The sequence below is a fragment of the Paraburkholderia dilworthii genome, assembly GCF_000472525.1.
GTDB lineage: Bacteria > Pseudomonadota > Gammaproteobacteria > Burkholderiales > Burkholderiaceae > Paraburkholderia > Paraburkholderia dilworthii.
Genome location: NZ_AWZT01000002.1, coordinates 400,698 through 425,825 on the forward strand (window position 1 = coordinate 400,698; position 25,128 = coordinate 425,825).

Consider the following 25,128-nt stretch of genomic DNA (forward strand, 5'->3'; position numbering starts at 1 on the left):
AATGTACTGCCAAACGATAATAATGCGATTCATCATAAAACTGATTCCAAAACAGAATGGATCGTTTTCGCGAACTGAACGTCTTCATCGCCGTAGTCGAGACTGGCGGCTTTTCCGCCGCGGCGCGCAAGACCGGCGAGTCGCAGTCTGCGATCAGCAAGGCTGTGAGCGCGCTGGAAAAGCGCCTCGGAGTAGCGCTGCTCCATCGCAGCACGCGGAAAGTGACGCTGACCGATCAGGGACTGAGGTATTACGAGCGCACAAAACCGCTTGTTGACGAAATCCATGTGGCGGACAGCGAACTGACCAGCAGCACGCAAGATGTCTCAGGCCTTGTCAGAATCGCTGCACCTTCGACGTTCGGCCGCTTACACGTGCTGCCGCTGATTCCCGAATTGTTGTCGCGCCACCCAGGGCTGCGGGTCGATCTGGTGCTGTCGGATGCCGTGAGGGACATGGTGGAGGACCGGATCGATCTGGCAATCCGCGTGAGTCCCGTCAACGACCCTGACTCCGTCGTGCGCCGCGTGGCCGATACGTCGCTCGTCTGCGCTGGCTCTCGCCGCTACTTCGCGCAACACCGCATTCCGCAGACGCCTGCCGAACTCGCGGATCACAATTGCCTCGTCTATGGCGACATGATGGAGTGGCCGTTCACGGGGCCGCAAGGTAGGTTCAGCGTGCCGGTCAGCGGCAATCTTTCGTCCAACAGCGTCGAGACGATCTTGGCGGGCGTACTGGCCGGCGTGGGCATCGGCATGTTTCATCGGGCCTCTCTTGTGAGAGAGTTTCAGCACTCCGACGTGATTACGGTTCTTGATGAGTTCGTCAGCGAGCCCAAGGACGTCAGCCTTGTCTGGCCGAAGCGCCGGTTCGTGCCAACACGTGTGCGACGTGTTACGGATTTCTTTGCGACGACACTCTCGCTACGCATCGCGCCGCCTTTCATTGCGACGCAATGACAACGGCCGCGGGTGAGCCAGCCGCTTTCTCCAGCTTTTCCATCAGCATCAAGGCGTTGGGAAGCGCCTCGCCGTGCGCGGTGTTGTCGAAAATACACCAGACGTCGGCCCCGGAATTTCGGGCTTCGACAATCCGCGCCGCCACCGCTTCGATGAACGGCTCGTCGTAGGCCGAATAGTAGATTCGAGGCGAGCCGTGCAAACGGATGTACAAAGTGCGCGGATCGCCCACCGGTTCCACGCCGGCGACGGGGGGTGGATGGGCGCGCACGCAGGCGACCCCGCCATCTATTAGCGTTTGCGCAGCCTCGTCGGTGAACCAGGTCGCATGGCGCGGTTCGCAGACGACACGTGTGTTTGTGAGGCCGCAAACTAGCGCAAAGAACTCGTGTGCGGCGGATTTTTCAAATGCAAGGCTCGGGGGCAGTTGCAGCAACAGACAGGCCAATTTTTCGCCCAACGGTGCGATCTCCGCCACGAATGCGCTCATTGCGGCATCGGCGTCGCGCAACCTGAGTTCGTGCGAGACCGTCTGCGGAATCTTGACGGAGAACCGGAATGCATCGGATACGCTTTCTGACCAGCGGGCGTAGGTTTTCGGCTGGTGCGAGCGATAGAACGACGAGTTGATTTCCACAGCAGGGAAGATTCGCGCATATCGCTCGAGATGGCTGCCCTGCGAAGGAAACCGCGCCGCTACGTTGGACGACAACGCCCAGCCGGCGCAGCCGATATGTAGCGGTGATGCGGTGGGAGGCTTGTCGCGATGCGTCGCATGGGTCATGCGTGCAGGCGGAGCAAAGTCTGGGCCCATGCGGCTTTTTCGGTGCCGCTCGACTATCGGCTAGTGCGAACAAGAGCGCCGCCGCTGCTTATTGGCAGCCTCATCGTCACAGTGCTATAACGCTGTGTCGGAAAAGGCAGACTTGGTTTGGTAAGCCCAAGTCCTTTCGGTAACGAAAGCTCTGGTCTTTGGCTTCGTGCATAAGATCTCTCGCCGAGCACGTATGGGGGGTTCGCTTCGCTAAGACCTTGGCGGCGAACACCCGTTGATAGGCCGTAGCGTTTTTGATTTCGAACTGGTCGGCGGAACTAAGGTTGGTAGTCTTCTGCGCGAAGGGAAAGGTCTCTTGCTGGACTTCGATAAAGACGCATCGCTTAGGGCGCTTACGGGCCGTTGGAGAGGCCGGGTCACCTATGTCGCAGGCGACGTCAGGAATCGGCTCGGTTTGCGCGCTGTACTGGTGCGCCCTGATGGGTTCGTCGCCTGGGCAAGTGAAGCCACACCTGACGATGAGGAGATTACCGGGCCTTATTGCGATGGTTTGGCGAACCTGAGGATGGCGTTGATCCGCCTAGTTGATTGCAACATCGAAAGCGCCGCCTGTGTGAGCACAGCGGCCGTCTGCATGTTGCTTCTGTCGCCCGAACGAATGTTCCATGATGGCCGGTTGTACGCATTCGACCCACTTCACCGTAAGCAGCAGGTGAAAACAGGTCGTCGTCGCCAGCGACCGCTTTACGCATCATCGTTCAGCGCGTGCGCGGCCATAAAGGGACACTCGACGGCGTCGCCTACATAGCCGACAATCGCGTCCAATTCAATGACATGTAGTGTTCCGGGCGGATATCCATGCGAAATCGTGTTACGCGCGCTCTCCATGAGCGCGTCCTCCCTTTCATCCGCGCCGTCGCTGCTGCGTGCTTCTCGGTTGCCGCAGCGCCGCTCGCCGCTCATCCACATGTCTGGATCACGTACGCAAGCGTTGCGCGGATGGATGGGTCGGCATTGAGCGCTGTGCAGGAGAAGTGGACTTTCTCGCAGGGATTTCCGGTATCAGTTGTCGGCGACCTGACGGGCATGCCGAAATCTGGACCGCTCAGTCCGAAGTACACTCGCATCTTCAGGCAGCAGGCGTTTGATTCACTGAAGGGGACCGGCTACTTTACACATGTCTTCGTGGACGGCAAGGCTGCGCACTTCGGCGAGGTCCGCGACTTCGCCGTCTCTATCGAAGGCGGCCGGATTGTCTATACGTTCGTGCTGCCGCTCGCGGATAAAGTCGACCTGAAGCGCGCGCAGGTGCAACTCGGCATATGGGACGAAACTTTCTTCGTCGATTTTCAGGCGCTGTCCAAAAGCGGCGCTCCCATCGTTTTCGATGCGACAGCGGAAAAGACCTGCACCGCCCAAGCGTTCGAAGACAAGGTTCACGCCATATTTGGCGGTGCCATTTTTCCGCTTTCCACGAGGCTCTCATGTTGACCCCTGCGGGGCGCTACAGAATTCGCCGTAGCGCGTTTGCGCTCGTCTTCCTCATGATCAACGCCATGCACCCAACAGGAGCTCAGACGGTCGACGTCTTCGGAAGGACATCGTCGGGGGCGCCAGGCGAAGGCAATGTACAGGCGCCGACGCCGCAGAATGACGTTGAGCCGCACGTCGCAATGCTGGGCCCTGTGCGACGCGCGATTGCAGCAGGCGTCGTCCTCCAGGGACGCCTGAACGTTCAGCTTCAGGACCAACTCGTCGCGCAGCGCAATGGCGCGAGCGTGCTGGCCGGCTGGACTCTCATGCTGCTGTCGTTCGGATACGGCGTCCTGCATGCGCTGGGACCGGGACATGGCAAGATGGTCGTGAGCACGTATCTGATGTCACATCGTGCTCGCGTTGGGCATGCCATTGCGCTCAGTGTATGGAGCGCCTGCGTGCAGGCAATCTCGGCGATTTTCCTTGTTGGCAGTGCGGCGTGGCTCGCGCGTGAGGGACTAGGCGGCGTGCTCACGCGAGCGGCGACGCTTGATCTTGTCAGCTACATCTCACTTCTCTGCGTCGGCCTCGTAACCGTCTGGTCGATCGTCACGCGTCGCGACTGCTGCGACGACGGGCGCATAACACTCATCCCTAAACGCCGCACGGGCTTGTTTGCGGCGAGGCGTAACAATGACGACGTTCAGCACGGCCGTTACCTTAATGCTAGCTCGCTGGCGAGCCGGCGCGCGCGGGACTGGACGCGCGTGGACGAGAAGGCCGGGAACGTCTGGATCGCGCGGCAGATTGTTATGACGGGGCTGGCGGTGGGCGTGCGACCATGTGTCGGCGCGATCTTTGTTCTGATTGGCGCCCTCGCCAACGGCATTTTTATGGTGGGTGTATTGTCGGCGTTCGCTATGGCCGCGGGGGTGTCGATAACGGTATTGACGATTGGTCTGGCAAGCCTCGGCGTCAACCGGCTGGTCTCCGGTCGTAGCCTCGCTCGCAGGCAGGTGCTGCAAATGATCCGCAAGCGCCTGGCGCTCGCAGGTGCACTGGTCATCACGCTGTTTGCTGCATGGCGGGTAGTCGCGTTGCTGTCTGGCTGGCAACTGGCCACGCTCGCCTGACGGTCCTCCAGCGTTGACAGACAGCGAAGGTCCGTTGTGTGGAAAGTTGGAAGGCCGTTTCGGGTCGGGAATACTCATTCATTTACAGTGAGAAGTCCCATTCGCCGACGCCGGTTTGCGAATGACGGCAATCCAACGTGCAGCCGACGCACCACCGGTTATCGCCGAACGTCATGTATGGCTGAGTACCGGACCAATCGCCTCCCGCAATCTCGCCCGACGAACTCGTGCAACGCGGGGGTATCACAACTGCCGCTTGCTGGCCCCGCGCGCACCTCCTCGCCTGCCTGTTCAGTGCGTATTCATCGCCGACGATGAAGAGCCACAATCTGCAAGCTCGCCGGCAGTGCCGCAAGTTGCCCCAAGCAGAATTCGCAGTTTCTGTTTGTCGACGCCATTCGGCGATGCCCGACTCTTCAACCGCTTGTCGTGGCACTATTGGCATCCGAGCCGCCAAAGCCAGGTCAACTGTCGAACGCACCACACTATGTGCGCACGATACCGGTTAGCGGCTTGGCCCCAACCGTCTCGCCGAACAACGCGCGAGCCGTTCGCTGAGCATCGAGGCCTAGGCTTTCGCTCGCGACGCCGGCAATCAGCGCGTCGAGCGACGTGGTCGGTTTGAGGTCGCGCGCCTGGTAAAGATCGCGAGGTGCCAGACCGGGCCAGTCAGCGATAACCTGTCCGCCCGCGACCGCCCCACCGAATATCATTGCCACCGAACCGGTGCCGTGGTCCGTGCCGCCTGTGCCGTTCGCGGCCGCCGTTCTGCCGAACTCCGTTGCGACCAGTACCGTGGTTTTGCTCCACGCCGGGCCCATATTGTCACGCAATGCCCCCAGCATGCCGTCGAGCGCTTTCAACTGGTTGGCGAGGCGCGCGTTCTGCGCACTGTGCGTGTCCCAGCCGCCGGTTTCGATCATCGCGATACGCGGACCGTCGTCGCGCGACAGGAAGCCTGCGGCCAGCTTGCCGAGGCTCGCGGGGTCCTGGCGCGCGCCGGCGTCGCCCGCGAGGCCGCGAGCCGTCATTGCCGATTCCCACAGCGGACGCAACTGCGCGTCCTCGTCGTATAGCTGCGAGACGCGCATCAGCAGATCGTCTGGCGCTTGCGGCAATGCGGAAGGCGCGTACGAAGTCACCTCGGCGTTACCACGCAACGCCATTGGCACCGTCGGCGCGAACGCAATCGCGCTTTCACGCACGGACGGCAGCAGCGCGGCGAGCCGGTTCAGCCAGCCGTCCTTCACCTGATACGGCGACGCGCCGCCTGTCTCCAGCACGTTTTGTCCGTCGAAATGCGAGCGGTCGCGATACGGCGATGCGACCGCGTGCACGAATAGCGCCTCGCGCTCCGCGTACATGGCGCCGATCTGAACGAGCGCGGGATGGAGCGCGAAGGTGCCGTCCAGGCGACGCGCGTTCGACGTATCTACAGCAAGCGCGCCGCGCAAGGATGCGTAAGCGGGCTCGGCATATGGCACGACGATGTTCAGACCATCGGCCGCACCGCGCTGAATCACGAACACGAAACGGCGATCCGTGACGACATTCGCGAAAGCAATGCGCGGCGATACGAGAATCGCACCTGCACCGGCAGCAGCAAATTGCAGAAATTGACGGCGTGACGACATGGCGTTCATCTCCGTTGAAAATCCGGTGAGACCAGCAACAGCGCGATGGCCGTGGATGCGCTTTCGGCACGCGAAACGGCCGCTGCGCTCGGCGCGCTCAGCGAGCCGGCAAGCAGGACTTGCCCCAGCGAGCGGGCGTCGAGCCGGTCGCCGACGCGCGCAGCGAAGCGCTGCGCCACTTCGACGCGGCGTACCAGTGCGTCGGGCGCGGCCCAGCTTGCAGCAATATCGTCGTAACCTGCAGGCGAGCCTGGCCGCCACACCGGTTGACCGAGTTGCGCGAGGATCGGAGCTGTCTGCAGATTGCCGAGATCTTGCCAGCCGAGGCCGCGCATCGCCGAAATCGCCCATTCCCAAGGCGTCTTGAACTTCACGGCCGCGGGCGACCACGCTTGCGGCGCGTCGAGCAACGCGCGGTAGACGGACGGCAGATCGCCGCCGCTGCGCTCGAACACGCTCGCGAGCCGCTCGCTCATGCCGGGCGGCGGGTTGTCGGCTATGAAATGACGAGCCAGCTTCGAGCCGATGTGCTGCGCCGTCGCCGGCGCGCTCGCGAGATCATGCAAGATCGCGAGCGCCTGCTGTTCGCCTCGCTGATCGTAGCGGCGGCCCATGATAGTCCGCGAACCTGGCTCATGCAGTGCCTCGCGAAACACGAAACTGCCTGGCGCCGCCTGCTGCGCCAGCGGACTTGCCGGCCTGCCTGCGCTGGCGGCACGAACGGAGTCACCGGGGCTCGCAGCCAGGCTCCAGCCGGTCAGCGCGCGGGCGAATTCGGTGACGTCTTCCTGGTTATAGCCACTGCGCACGCCGAGCGTATGCAGTTCCATGATTTCGCGTGCGAGATTTTCGTTCAGGCCGCGTTTGCGCTCCGGATTGCGCTGCGCGGCTCGCATCGCCGCCACGCTGTCCGGTCCTACCGAACGCGTCTGATCGAGGAACAGTTGCATGGCCGGATGACGTTCGACAGCCACCAGCATGTCTTCGAAACGGCCGAGCACGTGTGGCCGGATCGCTTCGGCTTCGAATGCGCCGGCGAGCGCGGCTACAGCGGGTTTTTCCACCGACACGGCGAAGTGATTCGCCCAGAAATGAACCAGCCGCTCGACGAAGGGGGTCTGTGTGACCAATGCGCTAGTCACGCGTGCATCCACGGACGAACGGTAGGTGTCGCGTATTTCCGTGCGAATGGCTTTTCGTTCGGCTTCCTTATCTTTGCGCGCGTTGCTCTGTGACGCCGTTTGCTCGCCGGCTTGAGCATGGGTTTGTGCAGGCATGCTGGCATCGCCCGGATTGCGCTGACTCTGCTGACGTAACTGCATGCGCTGCTGCTCGAGTTCGCTCGATAGCGCCAGCGAGTCCGGCTGGCTCGCCCACGCAGCCGGCCTCGGCTCATATTGGTCGAACTGGGCAAGCAGCCATGCTCTTGGATCGGCGGGCGGCGCATCGTCCGCACGGGCGCCCAGGCCGAAACGGTTCAGCGCAATGGCAGCGGCAGTCAGGTTCGGTGGCGTGGCCATGCCATCCTCGTCGGCGTTAGATAGAGCTTGAACGTGCGGCGCGATAAATATCCGTCGCGCCCGTCCGACTTTTTAATCACCCGCGGACGCGGGATTAGCCGGCCTGGCGACATTCGCGCCCGACAGCGGTTCGCGCCACTGTCCGTGCAAGCGGAGGCTGTCGGCGAATTTGACCCGTTCCTCGGACGATAACCTCGCCGCGAAGTCCGCCACATTGCTTTCCACTTGCGCGCGCAGATTGCTGTCGGCCGCGCGCGTGCGGGCCAGGGCGGCGTCGAGCGCCGCGCGATCGAACTGCGGCGCGGCAAGCAGGCGCAACACCTCGCGGCGCTCATCGCGACCCTCTCGCGCGAACTGACGTCCCTCACGACGGGCACGTTTAAGGCTGTCGGCAAAGTCTTTCTGCCGCTCAGTTGACAGCGTCTGCGCGGCAAAGCGCAGCGCGCGAGGCTGCGCGACGAGCGCAGCCGCGGGGCCGCGCGCCGCAAACCATTGATAGACACCACCGGCAATTGCGCCCACCAGGAACACATTGAGCGCGAGCGAGACCGCGAGCACGATTTTCCATGACCGGTTGTTCATTCACCGCTCCAATCGGCGGATGAGCCACCGAAACTCGACGTCAAATAAGATGACTCGTGAACGGGCGGCACCGCTTCAGTCAATACGAAAAACGACACGGCCAGCGCGCCGACCGCGCCGCCGAGCAAGCCGACGCCCGCGACCGCCGCGCCTGACCACCATAACGCGCGCCGCTGCAAAGCAGGCCGCCGCCGCACCGGCGCGCCGCCGATGACGCGCTGCTGCAACGCCGCGTCCGGTGGTGCAACACGGTCGGCGGCCAGCCATGCGTCGAGTGCGGCTGCTTCGGCGAGGCACGCATCCGCTTGCGCGCGATGCAGTTCCGCCCACGCCTGCCCCGCTGCGCGCTCCTGTTGCGGCCAGCGGCGCGGATCGGCGCCATAGGCTTCGACGATCTGATGGAATCTTTCTGGCGTCATGACTTGTCCTTGCTAAGGCCGCTGCCGGCCAGTTGAGCGCGCAGATTGCGGCGCGCGCGTGCCAGCAGGCTTTCCAGTGCGTCGACGGTGACGCCCATCAGTGCTGCGGCGTCGGTGTTCGACATCTCCTGGTAATAGCTCAGCACCAGTGCCTCGCGTTGCCGCGCGGGCAAGGCGGCGAGTGCTTCGCGCACGCGTTCGTCGCGGGTGCGCGCTTCGAGCCGCACATCCGGCAGGGCTGCGGGATCGACCTCGTCGGGCATGTCTTCACGAGGATCTTCGCGCCGGCCGCGCAGGCGGTCGTAGCAAAGATTGAGCGCGACGCGATGAATCCACGTGTCGAATTTCGCCTCGCCTTCTCGCCAGCGCGAGGCCTGTTTCCAGATCCGCACGAACACTTCCTGCGCGACGTCTTCCGCGTCCATGCGATCGCCCAGCATGCGCGTGGCTAGCGCAAGCAGACGCGGCAGCTTGCGCGCAACGAGTGTGCGCACGGCGGCCGGATCGTGCCGGCCGACCTGCTCGAGCAACTCCACGTCGGGATCGCGTTCGCTCAAGGCACGGCGCTCCGCGGCACATGTGCAATGCATGTCACGCCGGCTCCATCGTCACAAGTTCGTTGCGCGAGCATTATTCGATCGATGAATGAAAGGCGGACTGCGGTTTGCTTACGCGGTTTGCTTAATATACGACGACTGCTGGGCGATAGTAGACCGGCCGCGCCGGGTAGACCACACAACCGGCGAGCGACGCCGCGAGCAGCAGTATCACCAGCGTTTTCATAGCAGTTGTCTCCCAAGTCATGCGAGCCCTTCACGCCCAGTGACCTTCGACCCAACGCCACTTCGGACCGCGCTGCACCCAGTGCCCAGGTACCCAGTGATAACCGCCGCGAACCGGCTGCCAGTGGCCGGGTACCCATTCATAGCGACCATGATGCCAACGCCAGCGGCCCTGATCCCAGACATAGCCCGTGCGGGGCGCGGGCATGACTTCAGCGCGGGGCGGCGGCGGCGCGACAGGCGCGATGATCACTGCCTGCGCGATGGCGGGTGCCGCTGTCAGCGCGGCGATGCAGGTCAGCGCGACGGAAAGCATGTAGCTTCCAACGCGAAGCGGCTTTCTCGATGTCATATTGGCTTCTCCCATTCACTCAGTATCGAAGCGCGGCACGGCTTCGTTTCTTCTTGAACGCAGCAGCGGTGAAAATCCGTCGCTGATAGTTCAACGTGGTCGAGAGAGTGGGTGTTGGGCGAGGCAAACCGCCCTTGGCCCGCCGGGTCTCGAAAGGGCTGGGCGAACCCGCGCGCTAAAAGTCCCAAATGATGCGTGGCCGCCGGGATTGAACGCGGAGATGGTGGGAGGACGCCGCCTCGAATGTGACGGCGAGTTCATTGCTCCCTGCCCGCCTCACCAGTTCCGCCGAAACCTGCGGTGGAAAGAACTCGGCCAATGGCGGTTCCTTTCATGGAAGCCGCCCGGGCGATCGCCTCGGGTCAGAGGGCAGACGCGGGTTGCGTTGCGCCGATCGATGCGAGGTGGTGAGCGCCTGCAAAAAGCGGTCATTCGACGTAGCCGGTGGATTCGCTGACAATCAACGCCGAGTGTCTTCCGGGCGAGACCGTAACCTGATGTGATCGACGAAAGCGCGCAGCTTCGGCATCATCTGCCGGCGGCTCGGATAGTACAGAAAGACGCCCGGTATCACCGGTGCGTAGGGTTGCAGCACATGCACCAGTCTTTCCGCTTTCAACCCTTCAGTGGCCATCGGCTCGGGTACCTGGGCGAGGCCCATGCCTTCCACTGCGGCGCCAAGCATCGTCGAAAAATCATTGGCGATGAGGGGACCGGATACGGCGATCTCAATCGCCTGGCCGTTGTCGTTGAATGACCACAGCGCGAGCGCACCGCTGGATCGCCGCCATCTCAAGCATGCATGCTGGCGCAGATCGTCCGTGTGCGTTGGCCGGCTGCGCCCTGCGAAGTAGGTAGGGCTACCAACGACGATCAGACGAAGCGGCGGCGTCAGCGGTACGGCGACCATGTCGGCGTCGACGAACTGGCCCAGCCGGATACCGGCATCGAATCCTTCCGCTGCGAGATCGATCAGTTCCTTGCTTGCGGCGATCTCCACTTCCACCTCGGGATAAGCCTGGCAAAACGATGCAATCAGTGGTTCAAGCAGGAGCGGCACCACCGCGCGCGGCACCGAAAGACGCAGCAACCCGGCTGGCCGCTGTCCCAGTCCGCGTGCAACCTCACTAGCGGCGACAAGTTCCTCGAAGGCCGGCTTGGCGCACGAAAGAAACCGTTCGCCAGCTTCGGTGAGACCGACGCTACGCGTGGTGCGCATGAAGAGCGCTGCGCCGATGCGCGCTTCAAGCGCGCGCACCGTCTGACTGACGGCCGACGGCGTCACCCCTAGTTTTGCCGCTGCCCGTCGAAAACTACGATGCTGGGCAACGCTCAGGAACACCTCCACGCCATCAAGCGCGCCCTGCCTGACTGTGAAGTTCTGCTTCATAGCGCGTCAACATTGTGATGAATAGTCGCTCACGAAGGGTCATGGTACACCTACGCCTGCAGACAGGCAGTCGCGCCGACCTTGGCTCGCAAGCCCGGGCAACTGCTCGTTCTCACCCTCGAATGAGCCGGACAATACCTGAAGGAGGCAACGTGTCGCCAGCACTTCTCTTCCAATTGCACCTCGTTCTGGGGTATGTCGCCTGGCTCCTTTGCTTCCGCACATACGTCTGGCCCAGGCTCAAGTCGATGGACCCATTTGACGCGCAACGCGCCATCGCCACCTTGCACGGCTTCCGCTTCTTCGGGCTGGTTTTCATTCTGCCGGGCGTCGTTAGTCCGGGTCTGCCTGCCAGCTTCGCCGTGTTCGCCGCGTATGGTGACTTCGCAACGGGGATTCTGGCGATACTCGCACTACTCATGGGACGAGTACGCCCGCTCTTCTGGTTGTTCACCGTAGCCTTCAATCTCGTGGGAGCGACCGACCTCATCGTCGACTACTACCACGCTATCCAGTCCGATCTGCCTGCGCGCGCGGGAGAGTTGGGCGCCACGTACGCAATTGCGGTCATCTACGTGCCTCTGTTGATGATTACGCACGTTGCCGCCTTCTATTTGCTGCTGCGCTCGTTACTGCAAGACCGCGATGCCGCCGAGCGCGTCATCCCGCGTCATAGCTCCGAAACAAACAGGCCGACGTGCTCCTGAAGAAAGCGACTAGAGCCAGACTGCAGAATTGGCTGGCTCATCGCAAACATCCGATACGCGTCGTCATCAGCATTCGATGATAGCCTTCACTACGCCCGCGGACGGCTCCAGCAGTTTCGAAAATTCCGCGGGGACATCGGCAAGCTTCATCCGGTGTGTGTTGAGTGCCGCATCGGGCACATCTCCGGCACGCATGGCCCGAAGCACAGTGTCGAAATCCTCCGCTGTCGCATTGCGGCTTCCGATCAAGGTGGCTTCACGTTTGTGGAACTCCGGATCGGAGAAAGTGATCTTGTCTCGCACCACGGAAATCAGCACGTATTTTCCGCCGTGCGCAATAAACTCAAAGCCACGCTCCATAGCAGCCGGATTACCCGTCGCATCGAAGACCACGTCGAAGAACTCGCCGTCGGTAAGTGTCGCCAGCTCGTCGACGTCCGCGTCGCCGATTTGCACGGTAGCCGCCACCCCGATTTTTTCAGCGCAGAAGTTCAGACGATCGACTCGTGTATCGAGTGCCGTCACCGTGGCCCCGCGCAGGCGTGAAAAGATCATCGCCGCCATACCGATCGGACCTGCACCGACTACTAGCACGCGCTGTCCCGCCTGAATGTCTGCGCGACGAACCGCATGCGCGCCAATGGCAAGAAACTCGATCATTGCCGCCTGATCAAGCGTGATTCCTTCAGCCTTGTGAACGAACTGACGCGGCACCGTTAGATACTCCGTCAATGCGCCATCACGATGCACGCCCAGAACCTGAATGTTCACGCAGCAGTTCGTTTTTCCGTTCCTGCACGCAATGCATTGGCCGCATGACAGGTAGGGCATCACGTAAACCGGGTCGCCGACGGCCAGGCCGGAATCCGCTTCGGCTTCTTCGACGGTCCCCGACAGTTCGTGTCCCATCACGCGGGGGTACGCGAGAAATGGCTGATTGCCGGTAAAAATGTGCAGGTCGGTGCCGCACACGCCGACACGTCGAACGCGTAGCAACACTTGTCCGCGGTCGCGTAATGGCCTTGAGCGCGTCTCAGCGCGTAATACGCCGGGAGTTTCACAGATAACGGTGAGCATGACGTTTCCTTTTTCAGGTACACAACCCGCGAAGCCATGATGCGGCTTCGATGCGGGCCCGGTTCATTTGTCTCTTGATGGCGGGGTCAAACGAGTGCGATGTCGCGACGACACCTATTCGAGGTAAAAGACCTCTTGCATCTGTGCCCAGTGTTCCGACGGCGCACGACTCGGCAACGGTGTCTGGCATGGACCGCACAGGCTCCACCAACGCTGTGTTTCCGGGTCGCTCGCAATCTCGGCCATATCGCTTTCATAGTCCGTCCCAACGTATTCCCAGTAACCGAACAACAGGTTCTCGGGCTCCCGCAGGAAAATCGAATAGCGGGTGACGTTCGAGCGTTTCAGTCGATCGAGCACTGTCGGCCACACCTGCGCATGCAAGCGCTTGTATTCATCGATGTACTTTGGATCGATACCGATGACCATTCCCATTCGTTGCATCACACTCTCCCTATTCTTCGAGAAGGAATCCGCTGTCGTTGCTGTCCGGTAACGACTGGACGAGGGGTTCAAAATCGACCGTCCCAAAGCCTCGATGGATCGCTTCCAAGCTGGCAGGCGGCCAATGCCCCATACGCGCCGCGAGGTGCCAGAGATGATGATGTGCGTCGATACGCAGGCTCACTGGAGCGCCTCGGGTACAGGTGCAGCGTCTGCAATCAGACCATTCGACTTCAGCTCCTGCCACAATCCGGCCGGCAGCGTCTGCTCGAACCACGCGACGTTCTGCCGGAGTTGTTCGACGCTGCGCGCGCCCACCACGCACGACACCACCGCAGGGTGCGCAAGCGGAAACTGCAGCGCCGCGGCGGGTAGTGGAACCTCGAATTCGCGACAAACCTCAGCCAGCCGGTGGACGCGCGACACGACGGCAGCAGGGGCGTCCCCGTAATTGAACTTGCCGTTACCTGCCAGCACGCCGGAATTGAACACACCACCGGCCACGATCGAATTCCCATGCCGTACGCAGTCGTCGAGAAACGGTGAAAGACAATCCTGTTCGAGGAGCGTATAACGGCCCGCGAGTAACGTCACATCGAGCTGTATCTCCTGCATGGCTTCATGCACGACCTGCCATTCATTCACTCCAAGGCCGATGGCTTTGACCTGCCCTGCACTACGCAGCGCGTCGAGTGCGCGAAAGCCGCCTCCCGCTGTCAGCTGTTTCCAGAATTCGGCGTTTGCATCCCCATGTGTCACTCGACCGATGTCATGCACATACAGCAGATCGATCTGCGCAATGCCGAGACGCTGCTGGCTGTCTTCGAAAGACCGCATGACGCCATCGAAGCTGTAGTTGTAATGCGGCCGGAAAGGAAGCGGCTCGGCCCAGCCGTCGTCGCCGCATTGAACAGTGACATCGGGCCGAAGAAGCCTGCCGACTTTCGTACTCAGCACGAACTCGTCGCGTGGCCGCGCCGACAACGCATCGCCGACGCGGCGCTCCGAAAGCGTGTACCCGTAGAACGGCGCAGTGTCGAAATAGCGCAGACCGAGCGACCATGCTTCGTCCATCAGCGTGCGTGCCTGTTCCGGCGACATCGAGCGATACAGGCCGCCCAGTTGCGAGCACCCCATACCAAGTGCACTCAGTTGCACTGCGCCGCACGATAGACCGTGCAGGTCACTTGCTTTCATCAGGAATTCCGTTTCGAGGGATTCGTTGCACGATGTTCAACGACATACAGTGCGTCCTGAACGGGCGCAGTCCTTAAGGGCGGACAACGCCGTCGAGGCGTCGTCCGCGCTGCGCTTCAATACAACACGTTCTTCGCGACAGGCCGATCGATGTTGTCCTTCTCGACCATCACGACACCCGTATCCAGTTGCTTCACAACCGGCTTGTGTTCGATGACCTCCACGGCCGTTTTCACGCCTTTGTAGCCCATCTGATACGAGCCCTGAACAGCGATGGCCTGGATGGTTCCGTCCTTGACGAAGCCCTGGAGGTCCTGGTTGCCGTCAAAGCCAATCGCGACGATCTTGCCGGCTTTGCCGGACTGCGCCAACGCGCGCCCCATCCCCACGGCAGTCGGTTCATTCGCACCGAAGATACCCTTCAGATCCGGATTGGCCGACAGCACGTCGGTCGTCTGATTGAGCGCCGTCGCCATTTGCGACTGCGAGTAGAACGGTCCGACAATCTGCAGCTTCGAGTGCTGCGCAAGATATTTGCGGAACCCACCCACGCGGCCAATCTCGGAACCTGCTCCGGCGACGTATGACATCACAGCGACCTTCCCTGTCTGTCCAACACGGTCGATCATCGCTTTCGCGCACAACTCACCGGCCTTGGCGTTATCGGTCGAGAGAAACGACTGGTAATACTGCTTGCCCGAATCGGACACGAGCGAATCGATCAGGACAACTGGAATTTTTGCCTCCCAGGCCTTCTTCATTGCGGGGACCAGTGCGTCGGGATCGGACGGCGCGAGCACGATCGCCGCGACATGCCGGTTCACCGCGTTCTCGACCATATTGACCTCGTCGGCCACGGCTGATTCGGTCGCCGGTCCCTGAAACGTCATCGTGTAGCCGTTCAGCCCTTTCATGCCCTCCGTTGCACCCTTTTGCACGTTCTGCCAATAATTCGAGTTGGCCGTCTTGACGATAACGGCGATCTCTCCGCCCGCCGCATTCGCGTGCGCCGTCACTGCGGTCAAAAGTGCGGCGGCCAATGCCAGATACGTCTTCCTCATGTCTCACTCCTTGGGTTGGTGATTGCACTGCTTTGTTGGACTTCTCGAATGGCATCATTCGATGTGCTTTATCGGCGGTTTCTGACCTGGTCGATCCAGACCGTGCCGAGAATGACCAGGCCGATAATGATTTGCTGAACGAAACTCGATACGCCGTTCATGTTCAGGCCATTGCGCAGCACGCCGATGACGAACGCACCGATGGCCGTACCGGAGATCGTGCCCACACCGCCCATCAGGGACGTCCCGCCAATCACGGCGCTGGCGATTGCATCGAGCTCGTACATGACGCCTTCGTTGGGTTGCGCCGTGACGAGGCGCGACATCAGCACGCAACCCGTCAGACCGGCGAGCACGCCGGACAGCACATAGGTAAACAACGTGACGCGCCGGACATTGACGCCGGAGAGGCGCGCAGCTTCGGCATTCGATCCGACTGCATAGATGTGGCGGCCAAGCGAGGTGCGCGTGAGCATGATCGACACGGCCACTGCCAGCACGACCATAATGATCACGGGATACGGAATCCCCGGAAATACCGTATCGGGGAATCCGTCTGCTCCGATATGCGAGATGCGGAACAACGCGCCATTTCCGAGTTCGCCAAAAGCGTCGCCGAGTCCGGAAACCGGGCGCGCACCCGTGATCTGAAGCGCGAGACCACGCGCGACCAGCATCATGCCGAGCGTGGCGATAAAAGGCGGCAGACCCATGCGCGTGACGCACAGGCCATTAACGAGTCCGCACAGGCCGCCGACCACGATGCCGCCGAGCATGCCGAGAGGAATCGGCACGCCAGCCTTGACGAGCAACGCCGCGACCACACCGGACAGCGCGAGTACGGAACCCACGGACAGGTCGATTCCACCCGTAATGATCACGCAGGTTGCCGCCACACCGAGATAGGCAATCGACGTCACCTGCAAGGCGACCGTCATGCCGTTTCCGACCGAGAAGAAAGCGGAACTGGTCGCTGAAAAAACGAGCACCAGCATGATCAAACTGCCGAGCGCCGCGAATTTCTGAATCAGGTCGCGACGCCGGAGCTTCGCGCTGGTGTCGACAGTAGTGGTCTGTTCGGATGTTATTTCAAGCATGATTTCGTCCCGATGCGAAGTGCATGATTTCTTCCTGATTGGTGTGGCGCGTCTCCAGGATCGTGGCGATCCGGCCTTCGTGGAATACCGCGACGCGATCGGACATGCCGAGAATCTCGGGCAATTCCGAACTGATCAGCACAACGCCGATGCCCTGCGCGGCGAGCTGATCCATCAGCGTATAGATCGCGTATTTCGCGCCGACATCGATCCCGCGCGTGGGTTCGTCGAAAAACAGAATCTTCGATTCGCGAAACAGCCATTTGCCGATGACAACCTTCTGCTGATTGCCGCCGGACAGGTTGCGCGTAAGTTGATGGACCGTCGGCGTGCGGATGCCGAGCGTTTCGACGTAACGCTGTGCGGTGGCCGCTTCTTCTGCGAAGCGGATGAAGCCCGCGCGACCCGACACCGCCTCGATGTTGGCCAGAGTGATGTTGGTCGCGACCGGCATCTTCAGCGCGAGGCCGTCGCTCTTGCGGTCTTCCGACAGATACGCGATGCCGTGGCGAATCGCGTCGATAGGCGAGCGGATCGACACGCGCTCGCTCCCGATATGAATCTCGCCACCGTCGGGCTGGTCAGCGCCGAAAATCGCCCGTGCCACTTCGGTCCGCCCTGCGCCCATCAAGCCGGCGAAGCCGAGGATCTCGCCTCGCCTCAGTTCGAACGAAACCGGCCCGAATGCCGGTGCACGCGACATATTTTCGACACGCAGCAGCACGTCCGGCGTCGGGACCGAGCGGCGCGGCGGGTACGCATCGTTCAATGCCCGGCCCACCATCCGCGCAACGATCTCATCCATGCTGGTCGCCGCGAAGTCGTCGGTTGAAATGTGATGTCCGTCGCGCAGCACCGTCACGCGGTCGACGATCTGCTTCATTTCGTCCAGACGATGAGAGATGTAGACAATGCCAACGCCGCTCTCGCGCAACTCCTTGATGATCCGGAACAGGTGCATGGTTTCGGATTCGGTGAGCGACGAAGTGGGTTCGTCCATGATCAACACCTGGGCGTCGAGCGAGAGAGCCTTGGCGATTTCGACCATCTGTTGCTGGGCGATCGACAGCGTCCCCACCAGCCTGGTGGGCGGCAACGACAATCCAATGCGGGCGAGCGCGCGCTGGGCGTTGCCATTCAGTCGTGCGCGATCGATGAACGGTCCGCGTTTGGGCTCGCGTGCCAGATAGATGTTTTCCGCAATCGACAGATGCGGCACCAGGTTCAGTTCCTGGTGAATGATTGCAATGCCTGCGTCCTGTGCGTCGAGTGACGATGCGAACCGCCGTTCCATGCCGCGAAAAACGATCGTGCCGGCATCCGGCTGGTATTGGCCGCTGACGATCTTCATCAGGGTCGACTTGCCGGCGCCGTTTTCGCCACAAATCGCGTGGACTTCGCCGCGGCGCAATTCGAAGTGCACATCCTCAAGTGCGACGACGCCGGGAAACCGCTTCCCCAGCCCGCTCAGTTTCAATAGCTCCTGGGGTTCCTGTGCAGCGAAGCCGCCCACCGCGCGCGGTGCCAGTTCGGCGCTCAAATCTGTCACGCGTGTCTCCTTCTTTGAATGCGGCTCTTGTGTTGGTCAGGCCAATCTGACGCAGATTAAAGGACAAAATGCGTGTCTGGTCAAGCCAATTCAGCCAGTATTTCCATTGGCCTTACCCCGTACAAACCCGCATCGTCTTGGGTCAAAGTGCGGGAAACGTTGCTGGGCTTGCGTGGTAGACTTGATCGCCGGTCGACGGACGATCGAGCCATTTCTCCCTTCGGCAGCAAAATGAAACACACTGAGCCAAAGCGGCTTTACCAATTGGTTGCCGACAAGATTCGCGACCTCATCCACAGGGGCGATTTCCCTCCGGGCTCGAGACTGCCGGCTGAGCGCGAGTTGTCGCAGCAACTCGGCGTTTCGCGCCCGTCTCTGCGCGAGGCGTTGATCGCGCTGGAAATCGGCGGCAGTGTCGAGACGCGCATGGGGTCGGGCGTCTACGTGCGCGACACTGCAAACGAAACCGAAGGATCGCTGGCTGTATTAGGCGAAAGCCCGACGGAAATCATGCAGGCACGGGCTGTGATCGAAGGCGGTCTCGTCGTGCTCGCCAGCACGCGGCTCACGGCCGTCGCTCTTGACCGGTTGCGGCGCAGCGTGGAGGCGATGCATCGTCTCGCCTCCGCCGGCAAATCCCCTCTGGAACCGGACCGGCAATTCCACCTGATCATCGCGGAAACAGCCGGCAACACGATGTTGAGCCGGTACGTGGCCGATCTGTTTGATGCGAGGCGCGATCCGATCGGCGCGAGGATCAGCGAACTCGCCGAAAATACGGCGACGTGGATGGCTGCCGTCGAGGAACACGAAAAAGTCCTGCATGCCTTGCAAGCGGGAGACCCGCTTGCCGCAGAAGCCGCGATGCGATCGCATCTGAAAGCTTCTGAAGAGCGTTGGGTCGGAAGCGACATCAAGAAAGTTGCGCCCAACGATGCGGAGGGTAAAGCTGGGCGCGTGCGACTGGGTTGAGTTGTGAACTCAACCGGTCTGAGTGCTGCTTCTGCTTGACTACGCGACCCGGTTACCCCCCAAAAATGTCGCGCGCGGAACAGGCAGCCGATCCGACATTGCGACTCGTACGAAGTCGGCTCTCAACCCAACCGCGATGGCGCCACGATCCGTCAAGCGCGCCGCATTGGCCGGCGTCGACGACACCGTGCGCATTGCTTGCGGCAAGGACCAGCCGGCTTTGTCGACCAGCTCGAACGCGGCCGTCAGCAAGCTCGACGGTACGTAGTCGGACGACAGAATGTCGAGCAGCCCCGACTTCGCCATCTCCAACGCGGAGACATTGCCCGAGTGCGATCCGCCGCGCACGATGTTGGGTGCGCCCATGATCGTCGAGATGCCGCGTTCGCGCGCTGCTTGCGCCGCAACGAGAGTGGTCGGGAATTCAGCCAGCACAATGCCGTTTTCCGCTGCTTCGAGAACATGTTCGACCGATGTATCGTCGTGACTTGCGAGCGGAAGGCCACGCGCTTTGCAGCGGGCGACAATCTCCGCTCGATGAAACCGCGCGTAACGCTGCTGGTCGCTGGTCAGTTCGTTCAGCATGGTGTCCGCCTGCTGATCGGTCCATTTGCCATGACGTTCCTGGTACTTGCGCCATTGCACCGGGTCGTGCCATTGACGTTGGCCCGGCGTATGGTCCATCACCGAAACGAGCCGCAGCAGACGGTGTGAAACCAGGCCATCGAAAACTTCCAGGACGTCGGCGGCCGCGATCTCACAGCGTAGATGCAGGAAGTGATCGACGCGCAGCACGCCCTGCGCCGCGAGGCGTTCAATGGCGCGCGCGTTGCTGGTCTGGAGGTCCTTGCCGCGTACGCCCACGCCGTTGCGCGAGCCAATGCCCAACGCATCGAACACAGTCGTAATGCCCGCGCTTGCCACTTGCGCGTCATGCACCACGATTGCTGCCTCGGAATTCCACAGCACGCCTGGGCGCGGTGCGATATGTTTTTCGATGTTATCCGTGTGCAGTTCCACGAGACCTGGCAACAGGTAATCGCCGCCCCAGTCTGCTGCATCGCTGGCTGAAGTCGTACCCGGCGCGACTTCAGCAATGCGTCCATTGGCGACGCGTACAACGCCTGTAAACTCTTCGTCGCGAGTGACGATTCGTGCGTTCTTGATCAGCATGTTTGCAAGTTCTTCGTGGTTGTGGCCGCGTGCCCGGCAGCAGCGTTGAGTTGAATCAACCGAGTGGCGACGCGTTCACGCGTGTCGTCGTCGTGGAAAATACCGACGATCGCCGTGCCACGCTCGCGCGCTTCGACGATGAGATCGGCGACCACTTGCCGGTTCTCGGCATCGAGCGATGCGGTCGGTTCGTCGAGCAGCAAAAGAGGCTGTCCGGCGATCAGCCCACGGGCGATGTTGATACGTTGTTGCTCACCACCCGAGAACGTGGCCGGTGCGAGCGTCCACAATCGGCGCGGCACGTTCAGGCGCTCCAGCAAGGCACCGGCGCGTTCGCGCGCTTCATCTTCATCCATGCCACGCGACGCGAGCGGTTCGCTGACGAGATCTATCGATGCAACTCGTGGAATGGCGCGCAGAAACTGGCTGACGTAACCCACGGTCGTGCGGCGCAGCCGGATCACTTGGTGCGGCTGCGCGTCCGATAGAGATAGAAACCCAGAAGCGCTGCTCTCATCGCGAATCGTAACCACGCCGCGTGTCAGCAAATAATTGCCGTACATGCAGCGTAGCAAAGTGCTTTTTCCGACCCCCGAGGGCCCCGACAACACCACGCATTCCCCGCGCTCCACATCGAGCGATACACCGCCGAGCGCCGCGATGCTCACCCCGCCCTGTTGATGCAACGTGAAGGTTTTTTCAACGTCGCGTGCACGCAGCATCAGCTTTTTGCGGTCAGCAAAAACAGCGGCGTCGGCAAGTTCATTGAAGCTATTGGCATTCATTTCAAGGCTCTCAAACAGGCAGCACGGACGCAACCAGCGTCTGCGTATAAGGATGTTGCGGGTCGTCAAGCACCTGATCGGTCAGTCCGCTTTCGACCACGCGGCCATCCTTCATCACCATCAGGCGGTGGGCAAGCAGACGAGCCACGCCAATATCGTGCGTGACGATCAGCGCGGCGAGGTGCAATCTTGCCGTCAATGTGCGCAACAGATCCAGCAAGCGCGCCTGCACGGATACATCGAGCCCGGCCGTTGGTTCATCCATGAAAATGAGGCGCGGGTTCGTTACGAGATTGCGCGCGATCTGCAGCCGCTGCTGCATGCCGCCTGAGAACGCGGACGGCAACTCATCGATCCGCGCAGCATCCAGTTCGACCTGGCTCATCCAGTCGGATGCGATATTGCGAAGCTTGCCGTAATGACGCGCGCCGTTGGCCATCAAAGGTTCGCCGATATTCGCGCCCGCCGACACTCCGTGCCGCAAGCCATCGCGAGCATTCTGATGCACGAAGCCCCAGTCGGTACGAGCAAGCATGCGCCTCCGCGGCGTCGGCAGCGTGAACAGGTCCAGCACTTCATGTTCCGCCGTACGATACGTCAACGCACCGTCGTCCGACGGCGTGTGCAGCGCGAGTGCGTTCAGTAACGTCGATTTCCCCGAGCCCGATTCCCCGACAATGCACAACACCTCGCCCGGATAGATATCGATGTCCACATCGGTGCATCCGCCGCGTCCGTTATAACGTTTGGTGAGTCCTCGCGCGCTGAGCAACGGCAGCGCTGGCGCCGGAAAATTCATACGTCCTCCCGATCATTCTCGCTGAGGTGTTCCTGGCAGTAGTCACTGTCCGAACAGACGAAAATGCGTTTGCCTCCGTCATCCATAATCATCTCGTCCAGAAAACTTTCACGCGACCCGCACAACGCGCACTCGTGTTCCCAGTGCTGGATGCGAAACGGATGATCCTCGAAATCAAGGCTTCTGACTTTTGTGTAGGGCGGAATGGCGTAGATGCGCCGCTCGCGGCCAGCGCCGAAAAGCTGCAACGCGGAATTCATGTGCATCTTGGGGTTATCGAACTTCGGGATAGGCGAAGGCGACGAAAGATAACGGTCGTTCACCAGCACGGGGTAATCGTAGGTCGTCGCGATGCTGCCGTGCTGCACGATGTCCTCGTAGTACTTCACGTTGATCAGACCGTAGTCGGCGTGCGAGTGAAGCTTGCGGCACTCAGTCACGCGCGGTTCAAGCCGGTATAGCGGCTCAGGCATGGGCACCTGATACACAATGATCTGCGCGTCCGTCAGCGGCGTTTCCGGAATCCGATGACGCGTCTGAATGATCGATGCGTCCACCGTTCGCGTGGTCGTTGCGATGCCGGCCGTACGTGCAAAAAAACGCCGGATGTTGACCGCGTTGGTCGTTTCATCGGAACCCTGGTCGATCACCTTCAGCGTATCACTGCGCCCGATGATCGCCGACGTCACCTGCAATCCGCCCGTTCCCCAACCATAAGGCAACGGCATTTCGCGCGATGCGAACGGCACCTGATGACCCGGAATTGCAACGGCTTTCAGCAATGCACGACGGATCATGCGCTTCGTTTGTTCGTCGAGGTAAGCGAAGTTGTAGCCTTGCGCAATGGCGCTTTCCTGCGTACGCGCGTTCATGCTGCGTTCTCCAGCTGTTCTTTCTCCCGGTCCGCGCGAAGCCGCCGCAGCAACTCCAGCTCCGACTGGAAGTCCACGTAGTGCGGTAATTTCAGGTGCTGCACGAAGCCCGATGCTTCAACGTTATCGCTGTGGGAAAGAACGAACTCGGCATCCTGCGTCGGCGATGCAACGGTTTCGCCCAGTTCCGGCGCGCGCAGCGAGCGGTCGACAAGCGCCATCGCCATTGCCTTGCGCTCCGAGTGTCCGAACGCGAGTCCGTAGCCTTGCGTGAAAGTCGGCGGCACGTCGCCGCTGCCGGCAAACTGATTGATCATCTGGCATTCGGTGACTTCCATGTCGCCGATCTCAATCGGGAATCCCAGCTCTTCTATGTCCATCTCGACGGCGACTTCGCCGTTGCGGATTTCGCCCGCGAAAGGATGCGAGTACGAATAGCCGCGCTGCGTTGCGTAGCCCATCGCAAGCAGGAAACCTTCGTCCGCGCGTGCGAGGTTCTGCAAACGAACCGTGCGATCGGCGGGATAGGTCAGCGGTTCGCGCGTGATATCGCCGGGTTCTGGCGCGTCCACATGCGCTCTTTCCTGTTCGATCAGGCCTTCCTTGTCGAGCATGGCAAGCACGCGCGGCATGGGGTCTTGCTTCGCTAGTTGAGCGATGTTCTTCGAGCTATCGGACGCTGCGCCTTCCGCAAGCAGTTTGAAATCCAGAAGGCGCTGTGTGTAATCGTAGGTTCCACCCAGCATCTGGCCACCGGGGATGTCCTTGAATGCCGCCGAGATCCGCCGCTCTACGCACATCTTTTCTGTATCGATTGCAAGCGTATAGCCGAATCGCGGCAAGGTCGTCCGGTAAGCGCGCAGCAAAAAGATCGCCTCGACCAGATCGCCCGCCGCCTGCTTGATCGCGAGGGCGGCGAGTTCTTCGTCGTAGACCGATCCTTCTGTCATCACACGCGCGACTGCAAGCCTGAGCTGCTCGCGGATCTGGCTCACGCTGAGCTCGGGCAATCCCTGATCGCCACGGCGTTTATCCGCGAGCAGGTCCCATGAACGTTCGATCGCCCGTTCGCCACCTTTGACTGCGACGTACATCAGGCCACCTCCACACGAGTTGTACGCGGCAGGCCGACCACCGACCCACCATGCACGAAGTAACAATCGACGCCGCACGGGAAATCGCTCGCGAGCTGGGCACGCTTGCCCCAGAACGAGGCCGGCACGCCTTCCACGCAAACGGTCTCCGCCTCACGGATTCCAGGACCGCGCCACGTCGTCGGCGCACCGCTTGTCAGCGAGTTCACGCGGATGAACAACATCGCGGCCGTCTCCGGCGTCTCTGGTTCACCGAGCGAAAATTCATCGATCGATGGCATGGAAAAGGCATCGTCGAGATACGCGAATACAGCTTCCGAACAATCACGCGTCACGGGCGCACCGGTATGGAATCGCAGCGCGTCGCTCAATGAGCGATGTTCATGCTGCAGCAGCACCGGTGTCGAATAGTCGGCGAGCGAGAGCAGAGCGGCGTAAGCCGCGAGCGGCACATGTATTTCCTGCTGCCGGTTTCTCAGGTTCGGCACGGCTGCGTCAATGGAGACAATCTTGCCCGGCCGGGACAACGCGTCCAGCAACGAGCGAAATACGCCCTGCGAGTCATGGATGGTATCGGCGAAACCGGGCGTGAGCGTCGACAGGTCGATACCCGCGCTCGCGTCCCGTGCGCCTGTCGATGGCTTACTGCTTTGCATCAGTCACCTCTCACCATCGTGAAGAATTCGACTTTCGTAGCCGCCGCGCGCGCCTGCTTTTGCCGACGGGTTTCGGCAATGCGCGCAGCCAGCGGTGCAATCACGTGCTGCTGCATGCGCGCTTCGAACACCGGCATTTGCAGCAGCGCGTCTGCTAACGCGGCAAGCGTTGCCCGCTCCTTGTCGCGTCCCATATGAACCGCCATGCCGACCGTTGCGCGCCCGTCATCGGACCGGACGCGCAGCGTTGCGCGCGTGACAGTCGCTTCGCCGAGATTGAATGTGTCGCCCGTGCCGCCGATGCGCCCACGCACCATTGCGAGGCCGATGTCCGGCGCACGCAGCCAGTCGAACAGCGGCGGACTGTCTGCTCCGAGCGCCGCGTCCATTGCTTCCTTCATGCAGGCGTGCGGCGTACGCGCCAGGATCGCGAGCCATTCGCGCCGGGTGGCTGGCCGTGTCAATTCGGACGGCCGCGTAGAAATGTTCATCGTCAACCTCGTGTCTTTGATGGTGCCGTAAAACCCATGCCCTACTCGAATTGTCATCTAATCGTCTAGACGTTTGCAGACGTGGATGCGAAGTAGTTTTCTGTTGCCGCTTTCACATTTCCATCACCG

General features: G+C 61.4%; 28 protein-coding genes. 6 read left to right on the top strand and 22 right to left on the bottom strand.

Translation table 11 applies throughout. The annotated features are described in order from the left end of the window. The first annotated feature begins 56 nt into the window (after window positions 1–56). Window positions 57–962 carry a LysR family transcriptional regulator gene (locus tag F759_RS44805; RefSeq protein WP_027798990.1) on the top strand — a complete coding sequence of 302 codons (906 nt, stop codon included), beginning with the start codon at window positions 57–59 and terminating at the stop codon, window positions 960–962. Here the strand turns inward: F759_RS44805 and F759_RS0105605 are convergent. Then, on the bottom strand, window positions 946–1,746 hold the full coding sequence (locus F759_RS0105605; protein ID WP_027798991.1) for a DUF72 domain-containing protein: 801 nt from the start codon (window positions 1,744–1,746) through the stop codon (window positions 946–948). The genes F759_RS44805 and F759_RS0105605 overlap by 17 nt on opposite strands. A 265-nt stretch (window positions 1,747–2,011) precedes the next feature. On the opposite strand from F759_RS0105605, the gene F759_RS45135 reads away from it, so the two are divergent. Continuing rightward, entirely contained in the window at window positions 2,012–2,545 is a 534-nt protein-coding gene (locus tag F759_RS45135) for an aromatic-ring hydroxylase C-terminal domain-containing protein (RefSeq protein WP_407668517.1), read from the top strand. On the opposite strand, the gene F759_RS43220 is transcribed toward F759_RS45135, so the two are convergent. Then, entirely contained in the window at window positions 2,482–2,700 is a 219-nt protein-coding gene (locus F759_RS43220; protein WP_167334005.1) for a hypothetical protein, read from the bottom strand. The two genes, F759_RS45135 and F759_RS43220, sit on opposite strands and share 64 nt — an antisense overlap. Here F759_RS43220 and F759_RS0105620 point away from each other — a divergent pair. Both F759_RS0105620 and F759_RS42975 read left to right on the top strand, forming a co-directional pair. Continuing rightward, entirely contained in the window at window positions 2,596–3,228 is a 633-nt protein-coding gene (locus F759_RS0105620; protein WP_084534202.1) for a DUF1007 family protein, read from the top strand. The two genes, F759_RS43220 and F759_RS0105620, sit on opposite strands and share 105 nt — an antisense overlap. 308 nt (window positions 3,229–3,536) lie before the next feature. After that, window positions 3,537–4,346 carry a nickel/cobalt transporter gene (locus tag F759_RS42975; RefSeq protein ID WP_161633307.1) on the top strand — a complete coding sequence of 270 codons (810 nt, stop codon included), beginning with the start codon at window positions 3,537–3,539 and terminating at the stop codon, window positions 4,344–4,346. 485 nt (window positions 4,347–4,831) lie between these two features. Here the strand turns inward: F759_RS42975 and F759_RS0105630 are convergent, their stop codons facing one another. The 7 genes from F759_RS0105630 to F759_RS0105665 form a co-directional block, all read right to left on the bottom strand. Then, window positions 4,832–5,980 carry a DUF1501 domain-containing protein gene (locus tag F759_RS0105630; RefSeq protein ID WP_027798993.1) on the bottom strand — a complete coding sequence of 383 codons (1,149 nt, stop codon included), beginning with the start codon at window positions 5,978–5,980 and terminating at the stop codon, window positions 4,832–4,834. 5 nt (window positions 5,981–5,985) lie between these two features. Beyond that, window positions 5,986–7,500: a DUF1800 domain-containing protein gene (locus F759_RS0105635; RefSeq protein WP_027798994.1), complete on the bottom strand. Its 1,515-nt coding sequence runs from the start codon at window positions 7,498–7,500 to the stop codon at window positions 5,986–5,988. A gap of 72 nt (window positions 7,501–7,572) precedes the next feature. Next, window positions 7,573–8,082 carry a periplasmic heavy metal sensor gene (locus F759_RS0105640; RefSeq protein ID WP_027798995.1) on the bottom strand — a complete coding sequence of 170 codons (510 nt, stop codon included), beginning with the start codon at window positions 8,080–8,082 and terminating at the stop codon, window positions 7,573–7,575. Beyond that, the gene (locus F759_RS0105645) at window positions 8,079–8,501 is read right to left on the bottom strand and encodes a hypothetical protein (RefSeq protein WP_027798996.1); all 423 of its coding nucleotides are present in this window, start codon (window positions 8,499–8,501) and stop codon (window positions 8,079–8,081) included. Before F759_RS0105645 ends, F759_RS0105640 begins: the two co-directional genes overlap by 4 nt. Further along, entirely contained in the window at window positions 8,498–9,091 is a 594-nt protein-coding gene (locus F759_RS0105650) for an RNA polymerase sigma factor (protein ID WP_084534204.1), read from the bottom strand. Before F759_RS0105650 ends, F759_RS0105645 begins: the two co-directional genes overlap by 4 nt. Before the next feature lie 223 nt (window positions 9,092–9,314). Further along, entirely contained in the window at window positions 9,315–9,635 is a 321-nt protein-coding gene (locus F759_RS0105660; RefSeq protein ID WP_027798999.1) for a YXWGXW repeat-containing protein, read from the bottom strand. Window positions 9,636–10,095: 460 nt separating this feature from the next. Further along, entirely contained in the window at window positions 10,096–11,025 is a 930-nt protein-coding gene (locus tag F759_RS0105665) for a LysR family transcriptional regulator (protein ID WP_027799000.1), read from the bottom strand. A gap of 152 nt (window positions 11,026–11,177) precedes the next feature. Here F759_RS0105665 and F759_RS0105670 point away from each other — a divergent pair, with 152 nt between their 5' ends. Next, complete coding sequence (locus F759_RS0105670) at window positions 11,178–11,732, top strand: hypothetical protein (protein WP_027799001.1); 555 nt, start codon at window positions 11,178–11,180, stop codon at window positions 11,730–11,732. A 66-nt stretch (window positions 11,733–11,798) separates the two neighbouring features. Here F759_RS0105670 and F759_RS0105675 read toward each other — a convergent pair whose 3' ends face one another. The 6 genes from F759_RS0105675 to F759_RS0105705 all read right to left on the bottom strand — a co-directional run bounded on the left by F759_RS0105675 (window position 11,799) and on the right by F759_RS0105705 (window position 18,121). Continuing rightward, window positions 11,799–12,809, bottom strand: coding sequence for a zinc-binding alcohol dehydrogenase family protein (locus F759_RS0105675; RefSeq protein ID WP_027799002.1), 1,011 nt, complete (start codon window positions 12,807–12,809; stop codon window positions 11,799–11,801). Between the two features lie 114 nt (window positions 12,810–12,923). Next, window positions 12,924–13,253 (bottom strand): L-rhamnose mutarotase, encoded by a 330-nt coding sequence (locus tag F759_RS0105680; protein WP_027799003.1) that lies wholly within the window; start codon window positions 13,251–13,253, stop codon window positions 12,924–12,926. A 180-nt stretch (window positions 13,254–13,433) separates the two neighbouring features. Beyond that, the gene (locus tag F759_RS0105690; RefSeq protein ID WP_027799004.1) at window positions 13,434–14,450 is read right to left on the bottom strand and encodes an aldo/keto reductase; all 1,017 of its coding nucleotides are present in this window, start codon (window positions 14,448–14,450) and stop codon (window positions 13,434–13,436) included. A gap of 116 nt (window positions 14,451–14,566) precedes the next feature. Then, a complete protein-coding gene (locus F759_RS0105695) occupies window positions 14,567–15,511 on the bottom strand; it encodes an ABC transporter substrate-binding protein (protein ID WP_027799005.1) in 945 nt (314 codons plus the stop codon). A gap of 68 nt (window positions 15,512–15,579) precedes the next feature. Next, complete coding sequence (locus F759_RS0105700; RefSeq protein WP_027799006.1) at window positions 15,580–16,608, bottom strand: ABC transporter permease; 1,029 nt, start codon at window positions 16,606–16,608, stop codon at window positions 15,580–15,582. Then, a complete protein-coding gene (locus F759_RS0105705; protein WP_027799007.1) occupies window positions 16,601–18,121 on the bottom strand; it encodes a sugar ABC transporter ATP-binding protein in 1,521 nt (506 codons plus the stop codon). The genes F759_RS0105700 and F759_RS0105705 overlap by 8 nt, the downstream gene beginning before the upstream one ends. A 267-nt stretch (window positions 18,122–18,388) precedes the next feature. Between F759_RS0105705 and F759_RS0105710 the strand changes: the two genes are divergently transcribed. Next, complete coding sequence (locus tag F759_RS0105710; RefSeq protein ID WP_027799008.1) at window positions 18,389–19,129, top strand: FadR/GntR family transcriptional regulator; 741 nt, start codon at window positions 18,389–18,391, stop codon at window positions 19,127–19,129. Between the two features lie 39 nt (window positions 19,130–19,168). Here the strand turns inward: F759_RS0105710 and F759_RS0105715 are convergent, their stop codons facing one another. From F759_RS0105715 to phnG, 7 genes are read right to left on the bottom strand one after another with little or no spacing between them, the layout of a single operon-like run. Beyond that, window positions 19,169–20,302 (bottom strand): alpha-D-ribose 1-methylphosphonate 5-triphosphate diphosphatase, encoded by a 1,134-nt coding sequence (locus F759_RS0105715; RefSeq protein ID WP_027799009.1) that lies wholly within the window; start codon window positions 20,300–20,302, stop codon window positions 19,169–19,171. Continuing rightward, window positions 20,296–21,087 carry a phosphonate C-P lyase system protein PhnL gene (gene phnL / locus F759_RS0105720; RefSeq protein ID WP_051377116.1) on the bottom strand — a complete coding sequence of 264 codons (792 nt, stop codon included), beginning with the start codon at window positions 21,085–21,087 and terminating at the stop codon, window positions 20,296–20,298. Before phnL ends, F759_RS0105715 begins: the two co-directional genes overlap by 7 nt. Window positions 21,088–21,097: 10 nt before the next feature. Next, window positions 21,098–21,886 (bottom strand): phosphonate C-P lyase system protein PhnK, encoded by a 789-nt coding sequence (phnK, locus tag F759_RS0105725; RefSeq protein ID WP_027799011.1) that lies wholly within the window; start codon window positions 21,884–21,886, stop codon window positions 21,098–21,100. Further along, window positions 21,883–22,758, bottom strand: a complete 876-nt coding sequence (locus F759_RS0105730; protein ID WP_027799012.1) for an alpha-D-ribose 1-methylphosphonate 5-phosphate C-P-lyase PhnJ — start codon at window positions 22,756–22,758, stop codon at window positions 21,883–21,885. The genes phnK and F759_RS0105730 overlap by 4 nt, the downstream gene beginning before the upstream one ends. Beyond that, window positions 22,755–23,852, bottom strand: coding sequence for a carbon-phosphorus lyase complex subunit PhnI (locus tag F759_RS0105735; RefSeq protein WP_027799013.1), 1,098 nt, complete (start codon window positions 23,850–23,852; stop codon window positions 22,755–22,757). Before F759_RS0105735 ends, F759_RS0105730 begins: the two co-directional genes overlap by 4 nt. Beyond that, window positions 23,852–24,508 (bottom strand): phosphonate C-P lyase system protein PhnH, encoded by a 657-nt coding sequence (gene phnH / locus F759_RS0105740; protein WP_036023580.1) that lies wholly within the window; start codon window positions 24,506–24,508, stop codon window positions 23,852–23,854. Before phnH ends, F759_RS0105735 begins: the two co-directional genes overlap by 1 nt. Then, on the bottom strand, window positions 24,508–24,999 hold the full coding sequence (gene phnG / locus F759_RS0105745) for a phosphonate C-P lyase system protein PhnG (protein ID WP_027799015.1): 492 nt from the start codon (window positions 24,997–24,999) through the stop codon (window positions 24,508–24,510). The genes phnH and phnG overlap by 1 nt, the downstream gene beginning before the upstream one ends. Window positions 25,000–25,128 lie beyond the last annotated feature (129 nt).

Bases quoted from the DNA above. Each gene is read 5' to 3' on its own strand.
- F759_RS0105695 (WP_027799005.1), bottom strand. From the start codon at position 15,511: ATGAGGAAGACGTATCTGGCATTGGCCGCCGCACTTTTGACCGCAGTG.
- F759_RS42975 (WP_161633307.1), top strand. From the start codon at position 3,537: ATGCTGCTGTCGTTCGGATACGGCGTCCTGCATGCGCTGGGACCGGGA.
- F759_RS0105690 (WP_027799004.1), bottom strand. From the start codon at position 14,450: ATGAAAGCAAGTGACCTGCACGGTCTATCGTGCGGCGCAGTGCAACTG.
- phnH (WP_036023580.1), bottom strand. From the start codon at position 24,508: ATGCAAAGCAGTAAGCCATCGACAGGCGCACGGGACGCGAGCGCGGGT.
- F759_RS0105660 (WP_027798999.1), bottom strand. From the start codon at position 9,635: ATGACATCGAGAAAGCCGCTTCGCGTTGGAAGCTACATGCTTTCCGTC.
- F759_RS0105710 (WP_027799008.1), top strand. From the start codon at position 18,389: ATGAAACACACTGAGCCAAAGCGGCTTTACCAATTGGTTGCCGACAAG.
- phnG (WP_027799015.1), bottom strand. From the start codon at position 24,999: ATGAACATTTCTACGCGGCCGTCCGAATTGACACGGCCAGCCACCCGG.
- F759_RS0105665 (WP_027799000.1), bottom strand. From the start codon at position 11,025: ATGAAGCAGAACTTCACAGTCAGGCAGGGCGCGCTTGATGGCGTGGAG.
- F759_RS0105650 (WP_084534204.1), bottom strand. From the start codon at position 9,091: ATGCATTGCACATGTGCCGCGGAGCGCCGTGCCTTGAGCGAACGCGAT.
- F759_RS0105675 (WP_027799002.1), bottom strand. From the start codon at position 12,809: ATGCTCACCGTTATCTGTGAAACTCCCGGCGTATTACGCGCTGAGACG.
- F759_RS43220 (WP_167334005.1), bottom strand. From the start codon at position 2,700: ATGAGCGGCGAGCGGCGCTGCGGCAACCGAGAAGCACGCAGCAGCGAC.
- F759_RS44805 (WP_027798990.1), top strand. From the start codon at position 57: ATGGATCGTTTTCGCGAACTGAACGTCTTCATCGCCGTAGTCGAGACT.
- F759_RS0105605 (WP_027798991.1), bottom strand. From the start codon at position 1,746: ATGACCCATGCGACGCATCGCGACAAGCCTCCCACCGCATCACCGCTA.
- F759_RS0105715 (WP_027799009.1), bottom strand. From the start codon at position 20,302: ATGCTGATCAAGAACGCACGAATCGTCACTCGCGACGAAGAGTTTACA.
- F759_RS0105630 (WP_027798993.1), bottom strand. From the start codon at position 5,980: ATGTCGTCACGCCGTCAATTTCTGCAATTTGCTGCTGCCGGTGCAGGT.
- F759_RS0105635 (WP_027798994.1), bottom strand. From the start codon at position 7,500: ATGGCCACGCCACCGAACCTGACTGCCGCTGCCATTGCGCTGAACCGT.
- F759_RS0105700 (WP_027799006.1), bottom strand. From the start codon at position 16,608: ATGCTTGAAATAACATCCGAACAGACCACTACTGTCGACACCAGCGCG.
- phnK (WP_027799011.1), bottom strand. From the start codon at position 21,886: ATGAATTTTCCGGCGCCAGCGCTGCCGTTGCTCAGCGCGCGAGGACTC.
- F759_RS0105680 (WP_027799003.1), bottom strand. From the start codon at position 13,253: ATGCAACGAATGGGAATGGTCATCGGTATCGATCCAAAGTACATCGAT.
- F759_RS0105640 (WP_027798995.1), bottom strand. From the start codon at position 8,082: ATGAACAACCGGTCATGGAAAATCGTGCTCGCGGTCTCGCTCGCGCTC.
- F759_RS0105735 (WP_027799013.1), bottom strand. From the start codon at position 23,852: ATGTACGTCGCAGTCAAAGGTGGCGAACGGGCGATCGAACGTTCATGG.
- F759_RS0105645 (WP_027798996.1), bottom strand. From the start codon at position 8,501: ATGACGCCAGAAAGATTCCATCAGATCGTCGAAGCCTATGGCGCCGAT.
- F759_RS0105620 (WP_084534202.1), top strand. From the start codon at position 2,596: ATGCGAAATCGTGTTACGCGCGCTCTCCATGAGCGCGTCCTCCCTTTC.
- phnL (WP_051377116.1), bottom strand. From the start codon at position 21,087: ATGAATGCCAATAGCTTCAATGAACTTGCCGACGCCGCTGTTTTTGCT.
- F759_RS0105730 (WP_027799012.1), bottom strand. From the start codon at position 22,758: ATGAACGCGCGTACGCAGGAAAGCGCCATTGCGCAAGGCTACAACTTC.